Origin of the sequence: Pseudomonas sp. ITEM 17296 (assembly GCF_028895205.1) — a bacterium.
In the GTDB taxonomy this organism is placed as follows: domain Bacteria; phylum Pseudomonadota; class Gammaproteobacteria; order Pseudomonadales; family Pseudomonadaceae; genus Aquipseudomonas; species Aquipseudomonas kermanshahensis.
Genome location: NZ_WJRS01000033.1, coordinates 38,794 through 56,880, shown reverse-complemented (window position 1 = coordinate 56,880; position 18,087 = coordinate 38,794). Strand labels below are relative to the sequence as shown.

The following is an 18,087-nucleotide window of genomic DNA, read 5'->3' as shown; positions in this document are numbered from 1 at the left end:
TTTGTTTTTGTTATGACCAATAAATGATCGGCATCCTTTCCATGGGCGGAAACAGCTGCAGACGTGCGATTGGCAGGGTGCTCAAAAAAGCAGTGAGCGAATCAGAACGGTGATGATCTTATGGTTGAGCCAGCGGTGCGTGGCACGCTGGTAAAGCCTCGGGGTAGCGGGCTTTTGTGAAGGACTGGCTGAACTGTAGCCCTGGCGATCGGCATGGAATAGAACGGAAGCGTCAATTTATGGTATGCCGGGACCTTGGGCTTGCCACGGCATAGAGACTGTAGGAGCAGCCTTGCGCTGCGAAGAGGCCGGTGATAACACAGTGAATCTTTAGTGTTATCACCGGCCTCTTCGCAGCACAAGGCTGCTCCTACCGGGTAAGTGGGTCACCCCTTCAATGCTGCCTCAATCTTGGCGACATCGATCTTGCCCATTTCCATCATGGCCTCGAACGCCCGCTTGGCAGCAGCCCGGTCGGGATTGGCAATGGCCTCGATCAGGATGCGTGGGCAGATTTGCCACGACACCCCCCACTTGTCCTTGCACCAGCCACAGACGCTGGCCTCGCCGCCATGGCTGACGATGGCATCCCACAACCGGTCAGTCTCGGCCTGGTCTTCGGTGCTGACCTGAAACGAGAACGCCTCGCTATGGCTAAAGGCCTTGCCCCCATTGAGCCCAACGCAAGGGATACCCATGACGATGAACTCGACGGTAATCACATCGCCTTGCTTGCCCGACGGGTAATCGCTAGGGGCTTGGTGCACCGCCACTACCCGGCTGTCGGGGAAGGTGCGAGCGTAGAAGTTGGCCGCCTCTTCGGCGTCATGGTCGTACCACAGGCAGATCGTGTTTTTGGCAGTCATGGCAGGGCTCCATGAATGAGAGTGGGCCTTTGAGTCTAGTTCACGGCCTTGCCGTCGGCGCCGCTGCATGGCCCGGTATTCGCCTTCAGGACGGCCGGTCTTTGCAACATTCTGCAGACATTTCCGACGTTAGGTAGTGAACCTGCTTACATAAAAAAGGTCTTTCGCTGACGGTCAACTCACCGACCGGTTCACCGGCCCAGTCAGCGGGCCTACTTTTGTCCTGTTTCAGCGAAGACCAACATGCCCGAATCCCGCCCCACATTCTCCGCCCTCCCAGCCCTGCGCGGCGGCCTGATCGCAGCCCTGGTGGCTCTCGCCGCCCCGGTGCATGCCGAGGAGCCTGCCAGCGATGCGCGCTGGGTCAGCGACAGCCTGAGCACCTACGTGCGCAGCGGCCCGACCGATGGCCACCGGATTGTCGGCACCCTCAAGTCCGGCCAGAAACTGACGCTGGTCACCACCCAAGGCAACTACAGCCAGGTGCGTGGGCAGAATGGCGACCTGGTGTGGATCCTCAGCAGCGACCTGCAGGCGGTGCCAGGCCAGGGCGAACGCCTGCCGCAGCTCGATGCCCAGGTCGCCGACCTGTCCGGGCAGCTCAAGAGCATCGATGACAGCTGGAAAAACCGCGTGCAGGGCATGCAGGAGACACTGGACTCGCGCAAGCACCTGATCGACGAACTGGAAGCGCGCAACAAAGCGCTGAACGAACAGCTCGACCAGAGCCAGTCGACCTTGCGCGATACCCAGGCCCGCCTGGGGGATGAGAACAAGCAGGTGATGATGCGCTATATGGTGTACGGCGGCAGTATTGCAGGCGCGGGCCTGCTGATGGGGTTGATCTTGCCGGCGCTGACGCGTGGGCGGAAGAAGAATGACCGCTGGTTCTGATTTGGGGTGCATCAGGGGCTTGAGGCGGGCGCCAGGAGGCATGCACCCGCCCCCTACAACAGCCGCTCCAAAGCCTCGAGCACATGCGCTGTGGCACGTTCAGCCTGCCCTTCACGGCAGGCGATGCCCAGTTGCCGCCACAACCCCGGACGCAACGGTCGCCGGGCAATCCGCCGGTCCAGCTCGGGCGCCTCGCCCTCCTGCGGCAGCAATGTCGCGCCGTAGCCGGCCCCCACCAGGCTTTTGATCGCATCGTTGTAGTTCAGCTCGATGCGCGGCTCGGGGAACAACCCCGCCGCAGCGAACCATTCCCCCGTCACCCGCGACAACTGCGTGCTGCTGTCATTGAGAATCAACGCCCGCTGCGCCAACCATGCCGGGGTCACCTTGGCCGGCGGCTGCCAGTCGGCCGGCACATAGGCCAAGATCGGATCGCGTCGCCACGGGGTGATCTTGAGCCCTTTGCCTGCCACTTGCGGCAAGGCCACCAGGCCAATGTCCAAGGCCCCCTCGCGCAACCGCGCCAGCGACGCCTGCGAGGTCAGCACCTGCACCTGCACATCGATCCCCGGGTGCACTTCGCGCAGGTACTCGAGCGCTTTGGGCAACAGGTGGGCAATGGCGCCAGTCGAAGCCCCCAGGCGGACCCGGCCAGTCAGCCCCTCGACCTGACGGCGCACCTCGTCCAGCGCCAGGTCGGCATCGGCCAGCAAGCGACGAGCTCGGGCCAGCAGCGTCTCGCCGATGGCCGTAGGCCGTACCTGCCCACGGTTGCGGGTGAGCAACGGCGCGCCGACCCGTGCCTCCAGCTCGGCCACATGCAGGCTGATGGTGGGTGGGGCCAGGTTGAGCCGGCGAGCGGCCTCGGCAAACGAGCCGAGGTCGGTGATTTCGACCAGCGTGCGGAGGCGGTCGAGGCTGATTTCGCGCATGACTAGCTTCAGAAATAATGAACATCAGCATCATGATATTCAAATTTCCTTTAGTCCAGCCGCGGGCGAGCATAGGCCACCCTCCCCTGACCGGACCTCGACCATGCATACCCCTGTTGTTTTTATCGACGGTGACCAAGGCACCACTGGCCTGCAGATTCACGCCCGCCTGCACGGGCGCAATGATGTGCGCCTGCTGACCCTGCCCGAGGCCGAGCGTAAAGACCCGCAGCGCCGCGCCGAAGCCATCAACAGCGCCGACATCGCTGTGCTCTGCCTGCCCGATGACGCCGCCCGCGAGGCCGTCGCGGCAATCCACAACCCGCACGTTCGGGTCATCGACGCCAGCTCCGCCCACCGCACCAGCCCCGGCTGGGTCTATGGCCTGCCGGAACTGGACGCGCAGCAAGCCGAGCGCATCGCCCACAGCACACGCGTCAGCAACCCTGGCTGCTACCCCACCGGCGCGATTGCCCTGCTGCGCCCGCTGATCACCGCCGGGTTGCTGCCAGCGGATTACCCGCTGAGCATTCACGCCATCTCGGGGTACTCCGGCGGCGGCCGCGCCGCGGTCGAACGCCATGAGCAGCCGAGTGCCGAGAACACCCCAACCCTGCAGCTGTATGGCCTGGAACTGGCACACAAGCATGTACCGGAAATCCAGCAACACGCCGGGCTGTCGGCACGGCCGGTGTTCATGCCTGGTTACGGCGCCTATCGCCAGGGCATCGTGCTCAGCATCCCGCTGCAGTTGCGCCTGCTGCCCGGCCAGGTCAGCGCCGAACACCTGCAGGCCTGCTTGGAACAGCACTACCAAGGGGCTCGCCACGTTCAGGTGATGCCCCTGCACCAGCAAGGCCCGGCTGCAGCACTCGACCCCGAAGCGTTGAACGACAGCAACGACCTGCGCCTGGCGCTGTACGCCAACCCGGCGCATGGCCAGGTGCTGCTGACCGCCGTATTCGATAACCTGGGCAAAGGCGCGTCCGGGGCGGCGGTGCAAAACCTCGACCTGATGCTCGCCGCGCTACAGGCGCAAGGCTGATTGGGCAAAACCGGTTAAACTGTACGTCCCGCGTCAGCATGGCGCGGGTTGTATTCCTAGCCGCCGGAGCCCGCCCCCCGATGTTCATCCTGAGCCGCCTTGACAGCGTGCCGCCCGAGTCTTTCCAGAACCAGATCCGTGAGCTGGTGATCCATCACGTCGGCGAATTGAGCAGCGTCGCCATTCTTGCCGACAACCCGCTGTATCCGCTGTACCAGTACGGCGTCGGCATGGAAGTGCACCAGTACTTGCAGGCCATGGACGGTAAACGCGGCCTGTCGGTGACGCTGACCCTGGCGCTGGACGCCGATGCCCCGGACCAACTGCTCGGTTTCGCCCTGGCGTTGCCGGCCGATGATGATGCGCAAACCTGCGCACTGGCATTTCTTGCCGTGCGCGCCAGCCATCGCCGCCAAGGTATCGCCCGCGCACTGTTAGGTGATCTGCAGGCGCATCATGCCTATGTCGAGCTGAACACCTTTGCCGGCCAGGTGCCGTGGTTCGAAGCGATGGGCATGCAGGTGGTGGCAGCCAACGGGCCACAGGTGCTGATGAGCAGCACCGGGCACGCCAGCGAGGCGCTGATCGGTCGGCTGGATATCGGGCCGATCTACCAGACCACCGAGGTGCATCAAATCCACACCTACCTGCTCAACCAGCAAGGCGAGAATGCGATGATCGAGGCCGAACAGCTGCGCGACGAGCGCTTGGACCAGTTGGCCATTCAAGCGCAGGAATGTGTCCGCCAGCGCAAGACCGTGCACTGATGCTGTGGGGCCGCACGGCGGCCCCAGCTCTTTTCAGCCGTGCACCCAACGCCGATGCAACCCACGCGCCAGGGCATCGAGCATGAACCCCAGCACCCCGATCAGCAGCACCATCGCCATCAGCTCCGAATACGCCAGCCGGTCACGGGTGTCGAGGATGAAATACCCCAACCCCGCACTTACCCCCAGCATCTCGCAGGGCACCAACACGATCCAAAGGATGCCGATGGCCAGGCGCACGCCCGTCAGCACATGGCCGATCACCCCTGGCACGATGACCTTGCACAAGGTCTCCCAGCGCGTAGCACTCAAACTGCGGCTCAGTTGCAACCAACGCGGGTCGAGCTGACGCACACCTGCCGCAGTGTTGAGCAAAATCGGCCACAGCGCGGCAAATGCCAGCAGGAAATAGATCGGCTGGTCACCCACCCCCATCAGCATCACCACCACCGGCATCCACGACAGCGGCGAGATCATCCGCAAGAACTGGAAGGCCGGCGTGGTCGCCGCCTCCAGGTGCCGATAGCTGCCCACCAGCAAGCCGAGGGGGACACCGATCAACAAGGCCAGCAACAGCCCGATCAAGATACGCTTGAGGCTGACCCACACGTGGCCGTAGACCTCGCCCTGCCCCAGCAGCTCGACCAGGCTGGCCAGGGTCGCCGCCGGCGAAAAACGCGCCGACAGGCCATCGGCCTCGCCAAACCACGCCACGCCGGCCCACCACGCCAGCAGCAACCCCAGCAGCCCGGCCAAGCCCAGGCCGGTATGAACGACATGCTTGCGCATCAGACCGCGAACTCCTCGCTACGCTCGAAGTTGTCGGCAATGCCGAACACCGACGGCCCGCCAACGGCGGCGATGGCGTTGCGCACGAAACGGTCGTCGACCAGGTCGCGGGCGGTGTGCGCCGGGTCCAGGCCCGCCAAAAAGCCACTGTCGCCTTCGATCAGGGTGTGCTGCAGGCGCTTGATCAGTGCTTCGGTGTAGCTGGGGAACGGGTACGGCTGGAAGTCGATACGTTTTTCGTCCCACTGCTGATGCTGGATCGCGCCACTGGCGATATAGCCTGCGCGGTCTTCGGCGGCTGGCGCCAGGACTTTGCTCAACACCGCCACTTCGTGCGGGGTGTACTTGTTGGGGCCGGCCTTGGACAGCAGCGCGGCGGCTTCGGCGCGGTGCTCGCGCGTCCACTGCTGGGCCTTGACGATGGCGTTGACCACCTTCTGCGACCACTCCGGGCGGTTGTTGAGGTCGTGCTCGTGCATGAACACCACACAGCAGGCGTGGTTGCGCCACACATCGCCGGTAAAGCGCTGCACGCGGCCCACCTTGAGGTTCTCGGCCAGGGCGTTGAACGGTTCGGCGACGATGTAGCCAGCAATACGCTTGCTGGCCAGCGCCGGCGGCATATCGGACGGTGGCAGCACCAGCAGGTTGACCTCGGTGGCCGCCAGCTGCGCATTGGCGGGTTTCGACACCGGGGTCAGGCCGCTGTCGTTGAGCATCTGCTGCAGCACCACGTTATGGATCGAATACCAGAATGGGATGGCCACGGTCTTGCCGCCCAACTGCTTCATGTCGGTAATGTCGGGCGCCACGGTCAGCCCCGAGCCACCCACATGGTTCCAGGCCACGACCTTGGCCGGTACCTTGCTGGCGTAACGTGCCCAGACGGTCATGGGCGACAGCAAATGGATGACGTTGACCTGACCGGAAATGAACGCCTCGATCACCTGCGCCCAACTGCGCAGCAGCACTGGGCGCTCGGCTTTGATGCCTTCGGCCTCGAACAGGCCATTGTTGTGCGCCACCAGCAACGGCGTGGCGTCGGTGATCGGCAGGTAGCCGATACGCACCGGCGCGTTCGGCTCGGCAGCCGCACGCGCCTGCAGGCTCGACAGCAGCGGCAATGCACCGGCGGCGGTAAGCATGGCGCCAAGCTTGAGGAAGTCGCGACGCGAAGAAGCGGAACAGCAGTCATCCATGCACATGGACAGCCTCCGAGGGCAAGGGGGTTGAGGAAGGTGGGTCTGTGCGGCTTGCCCGCCGAAGGGTTTTGACAATCTCGATACGCAGCGCGCCCAGTTCCTCGACCCGCTGCGTACGCGGTTGCGGCAGGTCGATGCGCCACTGGCCGAGCACCTGCGCTGGGTGGTTGCCCAGTAGCAGGACCCGATCGGACAGCAGCAGGGCTTCGTCGATATCGTGGGTGATCAGCACCGCAGCGGTATTGTGGGTGGCGATCAGTTGCAGCAGCAGTTGCTGCATGTCGGCGCGGGTCACTTCGTCGAGGGCACCAAACGGCTCGTCGAGCAACAGCACTTCAGGCTGACGCGCCAGGCAGCGCGCCAACGCCGTGCGTTGGGCCATGCCACCGGACAGCTGCGCCGGGTACTGGTTACGGGCATGGTCCAAGCCCACGGCGGCAATGGCATGGTCGATACGCGCACGCCGTTCGGTGGCGGCCAACTTGGGTTGGCGAGCGAAATCCAGGCCGAAGGCGACGTTCTTTTCCAGGCTCAGCCAAGGCAACAGGCTGGGGTCCTGGAAGGCCACCGCCAGGCGCGGGTGCGGCCCTTGCAACGGCTCGCCGTGCAACATCACACTGCCGCCACGCGGTGCCTGCAAGCCCGCCAGCACCCGCAACAGGCTGGACTTGCCAACCCCGCTGGGGCCCAGGATGGACACCACTTCGCCCGGTGCCAACTGCAGATCGAACCGCGCCAGCACCTCGTGCCAGCTACCCTCGCGGGGGTAGCCGAGGCTGATAGCTCGGGCTTGCAGCACGACTTCGCTCATGCCGTGCCCGCCTGGCGTTGCAGTTCTGCGCGCAGCTGCACCAGGCTTGGCGTGACGATGGGCACGAACGCCGATTCGCGCCAACGGCGCGCGAAACCTTGGCCGTACTCGCTGAGGTACGCTTTGCCACCACTGGCCTGCAGCTCGAGCTGCACCGCGTCGGCAGCACTTTCGGCAAGGATGATGCGCAGTTTGAACAACGCCGCTGGCTGCTGCAGGAAGCGCCCGTCGAGCAGGCCCTGCTTGAGTTCACTCACGGTGTTTTCCAGGCGTTCCTTGAGCACCTGGCAGGCCTCTTCGAGGAACGAACCACGGCCTTGCAGGTGCGCCGCCACTTCATCCAACGCGCGCCGGGCCAGGCCGATGGCCATGCCGCATTGCAGCGCGAGGAAGGCCGGGCGTACCTTGGGCAGGAACTCACGGGCGTTTTCATGCAGCAGCCACTCGCGGCCCAGTTCGACCTGATGGAACGCCAGCGCGGCAGTATTGCTCGATTGCAGCCCCATCAGTTGCAAGTCGTCCGAGCGCTCCAGCCCTTGCACCTCTGACGGAATGGCCAACACGAAGGGCGCGCGCTCGGCATCGCACTCGATGGCCGCGGCCACTACAAAACCGCTCTTGCGCAGATTGGTCACCCAATGCAAGCGGCCCTCCAGGTTCCACCCCTCGCTGCTGGGGCGCCCACGCACCTGCAGGCTCTCGATGCCCGAGAGAAACTTCATGGCGTTGGACAACCCGGTGGCGCCTGCCAGCTCGCCTGTCAGCAACCTCGGCAGCAGGCGTTCGCGCAGTGACTGGTTAGGGCTTTGCAGCAGGTATTCAATGAAGGCGCGCTGGCCCCAGCAGACGAACGCCGCCGCCAACGAACGGCTGGCAATGGCGGCGATGGCTTCGACCGCATCGGTCACCTGCCCGCCCGTGCCGCCCTGGGCCGGATCGACGCCGATGCGCAGCATCTGCGCTTCAGCGATCTGCGCCAGCACCAGGTGCGGCTCGCACGTGCCCTGGTCAATGGCCTCGGCGTTGGCATCCAGCCATTGCCGAAATGCACAATCTTGCATGTCTGTACTCCTTTGAAAACGCCGGCGGGGCCGGCACCACACGCGGATTACGCAGAAGGCTGCCAGCGGTACTTGCTCAGCTCGTCGTTGAGCGGCGTCTGGGCGAAAACATTAGCAAAGTTGCACAGGGTTGCGAGGCTCACGCCCAGAATCACTTCCAAGGCGTTGCCTTCGCTGAAGCCGGCCTCACGAAATGCCTGGTAGGTGGCCTCGCTGACGTTGCCACGGGTGGCGATGACTTCGCGAGCAAACGTGGCCAGGGTCTCGTAACGGGCATCGGGCAGTTCACCCCGCGCACGCAGCGCATCGACCACTGCCTCCGGCAGCTTGGCCTTGTTCAGCGCGACTGCAGTGTGGCCGGCGACACAAAAGTCGCAGCCATGCTGGGTGGCGGCAATCAACTGCACCACTTCACGCTCGGCCAGGGTCAGCTCGGACTTGCCGTTGAGCGCCGACACGGTCACGTAGGTTTCCAGCGCTGCCGGGGCGTTGGCCAGCACGCCGAGCAGGTTGGGGATGAAGCCGGAATTTTTCTGGGCATTTTCAAGGAATGGACGGGCCGCTTCCGGGGCGCTCTGCAGAGTGTGTAAAGTAATGCGCGAGGACATGGAGGGGTCTCCTGTGGTGGGTGTCCTTACAGTCTGTTGGTTATAAGAACTACCCTCCATATTCATCAGTCGCCTTTCCTTGCTCCTGAGTCTTTGCATTAGATGATTTCGTCCAGCCACCTTGTCGATTGGTTATTAGAAGGCCTGGAGCTCGACGCCAGCCTGTTTCATGTCGGCCGCTATTGCGGCGGCTGGCATGCCAGCACGCAAGGCATGGGCCGCGCCAGTTTCCATCTGGTCGTGCAGGGCCATTGCTGGCTGCACCTCGATGGCCAGGCCGAGGCAGTGCGGCTGGAAGCTGGGGATGCGGTTTTTTTGCTGCGTGACCTGGCGTATCGGCTGTCCAGTGACCAGAACCCCGTCAGCGCCTGCACCCAGCCGCGCCAGGCGATGCAGGCTCTGGATGCCACTGCCGGCGATGGCGTGGGGCTGGTGTGCGGGTTCTTTCACTTTCGCCCGGGGCTGTCGTCATTGATCGTGGAAGGCCTGGCCGACTGGATTCTGCTGCGCGCCAACGAGCCCGCCGGGCATGCGGCGCGGGCGCTGTTCGGGCTGATCCTGGAAGAATGCGAACGCCTACCGCCGTCGCAGACCTTGCTGGAGCGGTTGACGCATTTGTTGTTCCTGTACGTACTGCGCCAGCAAGTGCATGCCGGGCAGCCCCTCGGCGGGCTGGTGGCGCTGGCCCGGCAGCCGGCGTTTGCCGCGTTGCTGGTGCAACTGATCGAACAGCCTGGGCAATCCTGGACGCTGGAAAACATGGCGGCGTGCACGGGGCTGTCGCGGTCAGCGTTTTTCAAGCGTTTCAACGAACTGGCCGGGCAGTCACCGGGGCAGGTGCTGCTGGCGTTGCGCATGCGCCATGCGTCCCAGCTGTTGCAAGCAGGCAACACCGTGGAGCAGGTGTGCGCGCAGGTGGGGTATCAGTCGGTGGCGGCGTTTACCCGGGCGTTTGCCAAGGCCGTCGGGGTGCAGCCGGGGGCGTATCGCAGGCAGCATGAGGGGCGGTGATTGTGTTTGCCTGGTCGGGCCTCTTCGCGGGCAAGCCCGCGAAGAGGCCTGGGCAGGTTGACTTAGACCTGACTCACCGGGATATCACCGCCACCCTTGCCATCCCGCCGCTCCCCCATCCATTCATTGACCTGCTGCCCGAACGCGGCAGGCGCCTTGCGCCCCACGCGCCGCGCCAGGTCTAGGATGGTCTGCTGCGCCAGCGCCTCTTCCATGCGCTTTTGCGCGCCCAGCATCACCGCATGAATTGCACAGGTGCCTTCGGTCGCCCAACCCGGTGGTGAGCCATCAAACAGCGTGCAACGCTCGCGAATCTCACGGCAATCGAAGATCTTCTTCGGCCCGTCGATAGCCGTGACGATATCCAGCACGGTGATCTCATCCGACGGCCGCGCCAGGCGGAAACCGCCGCGCACCCCTTCAGTGGCAACCACCAAGCCGGCGCGAGCCAGCTTGGTGAACACCTTGGCCAGGTATTCCTGCGGCACGCCTTGCAGCGCCGCAAGGTCGCGCACGCTGGACTCGCGCGTGTCACCGCGCTCATCCACCAGGTACAGCAGGCAATGGATGCCATATTCGACGCCAGCACTGTACAGCGACATATCAATCTCCGACCAACTTTGTCGCAATAATACGCCGATAGCGCCAGCGCCGAAAGCATTCCCTTGTTTGAAGCGATAGAAAACCGGTGGCGCCTACCCGCGCAGCACCTTCACCTCACCTTGTTTGCCGTCCGTTTCGCGCAAGTACTCCTGCAGCGAGTCGTCCATCGCCTGCATCCAGCGGGTATGGTGGGGCACCGCTTTGGTGCCGGTGATCACCGAGCGATACGACTTGTCGCGATAACCCATGATGTCGTGCTTCTTATCGGTCTTCCATTGCAGGAAGATGCGGTTCACCGCCTCGATATCGAAGCTTGGGTAATCCGTCTGCTCGATCAGGTGCCTGATGTATCGGCCTTGGAATTCGTACATCGAGGCCGTCGTTTCCAGGCCCAGCTCATCCTCGCGCCAGCGCTCGCTGTCGGCATGCATGGCGGCCTTGGCCGGCAACGTGATGCGCCCCAGCATGTAGTCGCGTGCAAACCATGCCTGTGCGTCGAACAGGTTGAAGCTGTACCAGAGGTCCTGCATGCCCAGGTAAATCAGCTGCGGGTTTTGCTCCCATACCACGCCTTGGTACAGCCCCGCAGGCCACAGGCGATTGTTGGTCTTGAGGGTGAGTTCGTCCGGCAGGAACGGGAAGTGATGCTGGTAACCGGTGCACAGGATGATCGCATCGACGCGCTTGTTCGACCCGTCGGCGAAGTACGCCAGGTCGTTCTCGACCCGGACCAGTTGCGGGCGTTCTTCCCAGCCCTTGGGCCACTTGTAGCCCATCGGTTGCGTGCGGTAGGCCGTGGTGATCGAGCGTGCACCGTACTTGTAACACTGCGAGCCGATGTCTTCGGCCGAATAGCTGCTGCCGACAATGAGCAGGTCCTGGCCGTTGAACTCCATCGCTTCGCGAAAATCGTGGGCATGCAGGATACGCCCGGTGAAACGCTCGAAACCTTCGAACTCCGGCACGTGTGGGGTGGAGAAGTGCCCACTGGCCACCACCACATAATCGAACACCTGCTCGATACCAAGCCCTGCGCTGTAGTCGTGGGCGCTAACGGTGAACTCGCGGGTGGTTTCATCGAAGCGGACGTGCTTGACCACGGTATTGAAGCGGATGTAATCGCGCACCCCGGCCTTCTTCACGCGGCCCTGAATATAGTCCCACAGCACTTCGCGCGGCGGGTACGAGGAGATCGGCCGGCCAAAGTGCTCATCGAAGCTGTAGTCGGCAAATTCCAGGCATTCCTTGGGGCCGTTTGACCATAGGTAACGGTACATGCTGCCGTGCACGGGTTCGCCATGCTGGTCGAGGCCGGTGCGCCAGGTGTAGTTCCACATACCGCCCCAGTCGGCTTGCTTCTCGAAGCACACGATTTCAGGCATGGGGGCGCCCTGGGCATGGGCGGATTGGAACGCACGCAATTGTGCAAGGCCGGACGGGCCGGCGCCGATGATAGCGACACGAAGAGTCATAGTGATTCCTGAACAGTTGAACGCTGAAAAAATGCAAAGGCTCCCCAACCCCAAACGGCAAAAGGCCGGGGGTGGTGAAATTCAGGCGTTACGGTGCAGGTGGAGGGACGGGGCGTTTGCGCATCTGGCTAAGCAGGATGTTGACGGGCGGGATCGACAACACGTGGTACAGGCTCGAAAGCGGGGAGCGTGTCATGGGGGTGGGCCCGTATCCATTAGCGCAGGGTGCGTAATGGGGGCCTGAGGGGCGCAAGATACGTGTGATCTCGTACATGGGGGCTGAAATGGCCTCTTTTCTTTATGGTTTCTTTTTTATCTATAACGGATGGGGGTGGGGATATCAAGGATGGCGGCCCTCCCCCCTGCACCCGAACGACCGCTCGTCGCCAGCAAAATCTTCGATTCACCGCCAAAAACCCATCAAAACACGGCCTTCCCAGGTGTTGACCGGCGGGTTGCGCCCCTACCGGGGACAAAAAAAAACTTGCAGACGCAAACTACGACCAATACAGTCGTAGTTATTCGAGGGGCACTTGCTGTGCCATCGAAGCCCTTTTTCCCTACATGACCGTTGCGGAGCACCTGCATGAAATCCAACATCCTGATCATCGGTGCCGGCTTTGCCGGTGTCTGGAGCGCCCTGAGCGCTGCTCGCCTGCTGGACCAGGCACAACGTGAAGACCTACGTATCAGCGTGCTCGCCCCTCAACCCGAGCTGCGCATTCGCCCACGCTTCTACGAAGCGGATGTGCATGGCATGAAGGCGCCGTTGGGCGAGCTGTTCGAGGCCGTGGGCGTGCACTTCATCCCTGGCAACGCCGACAGCATCGACGCCGACTGGCGCAGCGTGAGCTACACCGATGCCCAGGGGCAGCCCCAGCAAATCCACTACGACCGCCTGATCCTCGCCGCCGGCAGCCAGGTGGCACGCCCGGCTGTACCAGGCCTTGCCGAACACAGCTTCGATGTCGACCAGATGGAGTCGGCCGTGCGCCTGGAACAGCACCTGCTGGGGCTGGCCGCCCTGCCCGCTTCCCCGGCGCGTAACACGGTCGTGGTTTGTGGTGGCGGGTTCACCGGCATCGAAACGGCAACCGAAATGCCCGCACGCTTGCGCGCCCTGCTCGGTGACGGCAGCGCGGTGCGTGTGCTGGTGGTCGACCGTGGCGCCCGTGTCGGCGCGGCGTTGGGCGCGGGCATCACCCCATCGATCGAGGCCGCCTCCGCTCAGACAGGTGTCGAATGGCTGACCGGTACCTCGGTGGTGGCTGTCGATGCCGGCGGCGTCACCCTGGACAACGGCGAGTACATCGCCAGCAGCACGGTGATCTGGACCGCAGGGGTCAAGGCAAGCCCCTTGACTGCACAGGTCGCCGGCGAGCGTGACGGGGCAGGCCGCCTGCGGGTCGACGACCACCTGAAAGTGATTGGCCAGGCGCATATCTATGCCACCGGCGACACCGCCTGGGCCGCTGTCGATGAGCTGGGCAACCACGCCCTGATGACCTGCCAGCACGCCATCCCCATGGGCCGTCACTGCGGCAACAATGCCGCCGCCGACCTGCTGGGCATCGACCCGGTCATCTATCGCCAGCCCAAATACGTCACCTGCCTGGACCTCGGCGACTGGGGTGCAGCCTACAGCGAGGGCTGGGCGCGAGAGCTGAAGTTGCACGGCCAGGAAGGCAAGGCACTCAAGCGCCAGATCAACTCGGTGTGGATCTACCCACCCGCCGCAGATCGGGCACTGGCGCTGGCCGCTGCCGACCCGCTGATCCCGATCGTCTGACACCTGAAAGCGGATAAATCCGTCAAAAAACGACGGATTTGTCCGCACATGTCGTTACATTGAATGACTGGTCAATAATGATGTCGATATGCCATCATTCAAATAAAACATTTCCAAGGGTGAGGCACACACACTAAATCCGCAGCGCATCGAGAGCTGGCACCACCCCCGGTGACCCGGCCTTCCGTCCATGCTCTTGACGCCTGCACGCCACCGTCAAGGAGCATTCCATGCAGTTACGGAATATGAAGATCGGCATTCGCGCAGCCAGCGTATTCGCCCTGTTGGGCGCACTGGTGCTGGGCATGGGCCTGATCGCCCTCTACGAGACCCGGCAAATGGACACGGCCACGGACGAGATCCGTGTCACCTGGTTGCCCGCCGTGGTCGCACTCAGTGAAATCAGCAGCAACCTCGGCCGGGCCCGCGCCGTGACGCTGCGCGCGGCGCTGGATGACAATGACAGCGAGCGCGCACGCAACCTCGAGATGCTCAAAGGCATCAACGCTCAGCTCAAGGACGGCCTCCAGGACTACGACAGCACCATCATCGCCGCCGACGACCGCGCCTTGTTCAATGCCTTCAGCACTGCCCACCAACAGTACGTCGACCTGCAGGCGCAGGTGCTCGACGACATCGCCGCCGGGCACATTGACCAGGCCAGGCAGAAAATCAACGGCCCGCTCACCCTGCACGCCGACAGCATGATGAAAGCCATGGCGGCACTGATCGCCTACAACAGCAAAGGCGCTGAAGTGGCTTCGCAGCGTAGCAGCGATGTCGCGGACCAAGCGTTGACCGCCATCATCGGTTCACTGCTGGTGATCATGCTCGCGCTGGCAGCCATCGCCACGGTGCTGACCCGCAGCATCGTCGTGCCCCTGGCCGACGCGGTGGCCGTGGCCGAACGCGTGGCCACCGGCGACCTGACCCGCGAAATTCGCGTGATCGGCCGCGACGAACCGGCGCAACTGCTGCGCGCCTTGAGCCGTATGCAAGACAGCCTGCGCGACACCCTGCGCAAGATTGCCGCATCGTCCGACCAGCTGGCCTCGGCCTCGGAAGAGCTGCACACCGTCACGGAGGACACCAGCCGCGGCCTGCACCAGCAAAGTGCGGAGATCGACCAGGCCGCTACCGCTGTCAACCAGATGACCGCCGCCGTGGAAGAAGTGGCGAACAACGCGGTGAGTACCGCAGACGCGTCCAAAGGCGCCGACCGCACCACCCGCGACGGTCGCGACCAGGTCAACCAGGCCTTGGCGTCGATCCAGCACCTGGTCGACGACGTGACCGGTACCTCGGCCGAGATCGAACTGCTGGCCAACAACGCCAACGAGATCAGCCGCGTGCTCGATGTGATCGGCGCGATCGCCGGGCAAACCAACCTGTTGGCGCTCAATGCCGCCATCGAGGCAGCACGGGCCGGTGAGGCAGGCCGTGGCTTTGCGGTAGTCGCCGACGAGGTGCGCGCACTGGCCCACCGCACTCAGCAGTCCACGGCAGAAATCGAGCAGATGATCGTGGGTATCCAGACCGGCACCGAGCGCGCGGTAAGCGCCATGCACAGCAGCCAAGGGCGTGCCACGGGCACACTGGAAGTGGCCCAGTCTGCAGGCCAGGCACTTGAGGTGATTGCCGAAGCGATTGCCTCGATCAACCAACGCAACCTGGTGATCGCCAGTGCGTCGGAGGAACAGGCGCAGGTGGCGCGGGAGGTAGACCGTAACCTGGTGAATATTCGCGACCTGGCGATGCAGACGTCGGCGGGTGCGAATCAGACCAGTGCGGCGGCGCAGGACCTGTCGCGGTTGGCGGTGGACCTGAATGGGATGGTTGCCCAGTTCAAGGTTTGACTCAAGATAGCTAGGGCTGCTTTGCAGCCCATCGCGGGCAAGCCCGCTCCTACAGGTAGGACGCCAGCCTGGAGGTCAGCTCACAGCTCTGTGGGAGCGGGCTTGCCCCGCGAAGGGGCCGCACAGCGGCCCCAGTTTTGATCATCAGTCGTTCAGGCTGACAGCCCGCGCACTGTTAACACTCTGCCCGCGCGTCGCCAGGCAGTAATACAGCGGCACCGTCACCAGCAACCCGATCAGCCAGGACAAATCAGCCCCTTCAACGATGTTCGAATACGGCCCCACATACAGCGCCGTATTGGCAAACGGCAGCTGCACCACGATCCCGCACGCATAGGCAATGATCGCGTGGTGGTTGAAGCGTCCATAAATGCCGCCGTCGGCACTGAAGATCGACGCGATGTCGTACTGGCCCTTCTTGATCAGGTAGAAGTCGATCAGGTTGATCGACGCCCACGGCACCAACACCAGCAACAGCGCCAGGATCAAGCCGATGAACTGGCCAATGAAGTCCGCCGACGCATTCAACGCCACCAGGCCGCAGCCCACCAGAATCACCGAGGCCAGGATCACCCGCACCTTGATGCTCGGCGTCCACTTGGCAAAGAAGGTCTGGATGGCCGTGACGATCGACAACACCGCGCCATACAGGTTGAGCGCGTTGTGGCTGATGATGTTGAGCAGGAACAACACCATCAGGATCGGGCCGAGCCAGCCGGTGGCTTGCTTGACGGCGTCCATCGCGTCCGTGCCTTCCGGTACGCACAACACCGCCACCGCACCAAAGCTGAAGCACAGGATGGTGCCCAGCGTGGCACCGAAATAGGTGGCCCAGAACGGCTTGGCAATGCCGACTTCTTTAGGCAGGTAGCGTGAGTAGTCGGAGGTGTACGGCGAGAAGCTGATCTGCCAGATGGTGCCCAGCGACACCGTGGCGATGAAGCCCGACAAGTTGAACGCACCGCGGCTGAAGAAGTCGGCCGGCAGCTCCTGGATGAACATCATGATGAACCCGGCCAGCAGCGCCGACCCCATCACCCAGGTACCGATACGGTTGAGGATATGGATGAAGCGGTAGCCAATCACGCCAATGGCCGTCGCGCTGAGGGCGCCGAGGACGATGGCACCGGGCATCGGCACGCTCGGGGCGATACCGTGGATGGTCTTGCCCGCCAGCACGATGTTGGAAATGAAGAAGCCCACATAGATCAGCGCCGTGAAGAACACGATCAGCAGGGCGCCATAACGGCCGAACTGGCCGCGGCTCTGGACCATCTGTGGAATGCCCAGCTGCGGTCCCTGCGCAGAGGCCAGGGCGATGACAACGCCCCCGAGCAGGTGGCCCAGCACGATAGCGACAAGCCCCCACACCAGGTTCAGGTGGAACACCTGCACCACCATCGCACCGGTGACGATGGGCAGCGGCGCAATGTTGGTGCTGAACCAGAGGGTGAACAGGTCGCGCGCCTTCCCATGGCGCTCGGCAGGTGGAACGTAATCGACCGTGTGATTCTCGACAAACTGGTGTTGCGATGACGGTTGGGACATGGTTTTCAGCTCGAAAGGTCGTTTTTATCTTTGTAAGGAAACCGCGTCTAGGCGGCCTCTCAGCTGCGGACCATATTATGGTATTCCAAACTTTTGACAACACTGATTCGGCTTAAAAAACCCTAACTGATCCGGTTCAGCACCTGACGCTGGGGCATTGAAGTTCCGCCAAGCCCCCTATCCATGCGGCTTTGCGCCATTCATCGTGATTTTTCTACGGCGGAAAATTCCGCTTGCAAATCGAGTATTACGGTATACCATCAGACACATCAACGATAAAAACCGCGGACCACCGCAGCCCTTCTGAGGTACATGAGATGATCGACGCAACCGTCTACAAGAACGTCCTGGGCTCCTTCCCGTCCGGCGTTACCGTCATCACCACCCTGGACGACGACGGCTCGATCGTCGGCCTTACCGCCAGCGCCTTCTCCTCCCTGTCGATGGACCCGCCGCTGGTGCTGTTCTGCCCCAACTACAGCTCCGACTCCTACCCTGTGCTGATCAAGCAGAAGCGCTTCGCCATTCACCTGCTTTCTGGTGAACAGCAAGCCGAAGCCTATGCGTTCGCCAAAAAAGGCAAAGACAAAGCTACCGGCATCGAGTGGTCCCTGAGTGCGCTGGGCAACCCGCTGCTGGCCAATGCCACCGCCATCATCGAATGCGAACTGTGGCGTGAATATGAAGGTGGCGACCACGCCATCATGGTCGGCAAGGTGCACAACCTGATCGTCCCCGAGCAAGCCCCGCAGCCGATGATCTACTGCCGCGGCAAGATGGCCAGCCTGCCCGCCTTCGCCTGAAGCACCTAGCCTTATTACTGACGCCTGGCG

General features: G+C 63.2%; 17 protein-coding genes and 1 pseudogene. 8 read left to right on the top strand and 10 right to left on the bottom strand.

The features are described 5' to 3' along the window. Positions 1-386: 386 nt before the first annotated feature. Positions 387-866 (bottom strand): VOC family protein, encoded by a 480-nt coding sequence (locus GIB19_RS25110; RefSeq protein ID WP_027595395.1) that lies wholly within the window; start codon positions 864-866, stop codon positions 387-389. A 243-nt stretch (positions 867-1,109) separates the two neighbouring features. On the opposite strand from GIB19_RS25110, the gene GIB19_RS25105 reads away from it, so the two are divergent. Beyond that, complete coding sequence (locus GIB19_RS25105) at positions 1,110-1,760, top strand: TIGR04211 family SH3 domain-containing protein (protein WP_085274352.1); 651 nt, start codon at positions 1,110-1,112, stop codon at positions 1,758-1,760. A gap of 53 nt (positions 1,761-1,813) precedes the next feature. Here GIB19_RS25105 and GIB19_RS25100 read toward each other — a convergent pair whose 3' ends face one another. After that, positions 1,814-2,692: a LysR family transcriptional regulator gene (locus GIB19_RS25100; protein ID WP_099429069.1), complete on the bottom strand. Its 879-nt coding sequence runs from the start codon at positions 2,690-2,692 to the stop codon at positions 1,814-1,816. Positions 2,693-2,795: 103 nt separating this feature from the next. Here GIB19_RS25100 and argC point away from each other — a divergent pair, with 103 nt between their 5' ends. Both argC and GIB19_RS25090 read left to right on the top strand, forming a co-directional pair. Then, positions 2,796-3,737, top strand: coding sequence for an N-acetyl-gamma-glutamyl-phosphate reductase (gene argC / locus GIB19_RS25095; protein WP_099429068.1), 942 nt, complete (start codon positions 2,796-2,798; stop codon positions 3,735-3,737). Positions 3,738-3,817: 80 nt separating this feature from the next. Then, positions 3,818-4,504 (top strand): GNAT family N-acetyltransferase, encoded by a 687-nt coding sequence (locus GIB19_RS25090; protein WP_274888439.1) that lies wholly within the window; start codon positions 3,818-3,820, stop codon positions 4,502-4,504. A 33-nt stretch (positions 4,505-4,537) separates the two neighbouring features. On the opposite strand, the gene GIB19_RS25085 is transcribed toward GIB19_RS25090, so the two are convergent. Genes GIB19_RS25085 through GIB19_RS25065 form a run of 5 tightly spaced genes read right to left on the bottom strand, consistent with a single transcriptional unit; the run spans position 4,538 to position 8,975 of the window. Next, a complete protein-coding gene (locus GIB19_RS25085) occupies positions 4,538-5,293 on the bottom strand; it encodes an ABC transporter permease (protein ID WP_085274348.1) in 756 nt (251 codons plus the stop codon). Further along, entirely contained in the window at positions 5,293-6,498 is a 1,206-nt protein-coding gene (locus tag GIB19_RS25080; RefSeq protein WP_274888436.1) for an ABC transporter substrate-binding protein, read from the bottom strand. Before GIB19_RS25080 ends, GIB19_RS25085 begins: the two co-directional genes overlap by 1 nt. Beyond that, complete coding sequence (locus tag GIB19_RS25075; RefSeq protein WP_027595388.1) at positions 6,485-7,306, bottom strand: ABC transporter ATP-binding protein; 822 nt, start codon at positions 7,304-7,306, stop codon at positions 6,485-6,487. The genes GIB19_RS25080 and GIB19_RS25075 overlap by 14 nt, the downstream gene beginning before the upstream one ends. Further along, the gene (locus tag GIB19_RS25070; protein WP_274888434.1) at positions 7,303-8,367 is read right to left on the bottom strand and encodes an acyl-CoA dehydrogenase family protein; all 1,065 of its coding nucleotides are present in this window, start codon (positions 8,365-8,367) and stop codon (positions 7,303-7,305) included. Before GIB19_RS25070 ends, GIB19_RS25075 begins: the two co-directional genes overlap by 4 nt. Positions 8,368-8,414: 47 nt before the next feature. Next, a complete protein-coding gene (locus GIB19_RS25065; protein WP_274888432.1) occupies positions 8,415-8,975 on the bottom strand; it encodes a carboxymuconolactone decarboxylase family protein in 561 nt (186 codons plus the stop codon). Between the two features lie 102 nt (positions 8,976-9,077). Between GIB19_RS25065 and GIB19_RS25060 the strand changes: the two genes are divergently transcribed. After that, the gene (locus GIB19_RS25060) at positions 9,078-9,986 is read left to right on the top strand and encodes an AraC family transcriptional regulator (protein ID WP_274888431.1); all 909 of its coding nucleotides are present in this window, start codon (positions 9,078-9,080) and stop codon (positions 9,984-9,986) included. Positions 9,987-10,048: 62 nt separating this feature from the next. Here GIB19_RS25060 and GIB19_RS25055 read toward each other — a convergent pair whose 3' ends face one another. Then, positions 10,049-10,588, bottom strand: coding sequence for an RrF2 family transcriptional regulator (locus tag GIB19_RS25055; protein ID WP_027595384.1), 540 nt, complete (start codon positions 10,586-10,588; stop codon positions 10,049-10,051). A 93-nt stretch (positions 10,589-10,681) separates the two neighbouring features. Beyond that, positions 10,682-12,061: an NAD(P)-binding domain-containing protein gene (locus GIB19_RS25050; protein WP_274888430.1), complete on the bottom strand. Its 1,380-nt coding sequence runs from the start codon at positions 12,059-12,061 to the stop codon at positions 10,682-10,684. Positions 12,062-12,647: 586 nt separating this feature from the next. Between GIB19_RS25050 and GIB19_RS25045 the strand changes: the two genes are divergently transcribed. The 3 genes and pseudogenes from GIB19_RS25045 (at position 12,648) to GIB19_RS28565 (ending at position 15,706) form a co-directional block, all read left to right on the top strand. Next, complete coding sequence (locus GIB19_RS25045) at positions 12,648-13,850, top strand: NAD(P)/FAD-dependent oxidoreductase (RefSeq protein WP_274888429.1); 1,203 nt, start codon at positions 12,648-12,650, stop codon at positions 13,848-13,850. Between the two features lie 230 nt (positions 13,851-14,080). Beyond that, a pseudogene (locus tag GIB19_RS28570) lies at positions 14,081-14,851 on the top strand (MCP four helix bundle domain-containing protein); the annotation flags it as partial. Continuing rightward, on the top strand, positions 14,843-15,706 hold the full coding sequence (locus tag GIB19_RS28565) for a methyl-accepting chemotaxis protein (RefSeq protein ID WP_371098201.1): 864 nt from the start codon (positions 14,843-14,845) through the stop codon (positions 15,704-15,706). The pseudogene GIB19_RS28570 and the gene GIB19_RS28565, both read left to right, overlap by 9 nt. Before the next feature lie 144 nt (positions 15,707-15,850). Here the strand turns inward: GIB19_RS28565 and GIB19_RS25035 are convergent, their stop codons facing one another. Then, entirely contained in the window at positions 15,851-17,254 is a 1,404-nt protein-coding gene (locus GIB19_RS25035; RefSeq protein WP_274888427.1) for a purine-cytosine permease family protein, read from the bottom strand. Between the two features lie 317 nt (positions 17,255-17,571). Between GIB19_RS25035 and GIB19_RS25030 the strand changes: the two genes are divergently transcribed. Continuing rightward, positions 17,572-18,057 carry a flavin reductase family protein gene (locus tag GIB19_RS25030; protein ID WP_027595379.1) on the top strand — a complete coding sequence of 162 codons (486 nt, stop codon included), beginning with the start codon at positions 17,572-17,574 and terminating at the stop codon, positions 18,055-18,057. Positions 18,058-18,087 lie beyond the last annotated feature (30 nt).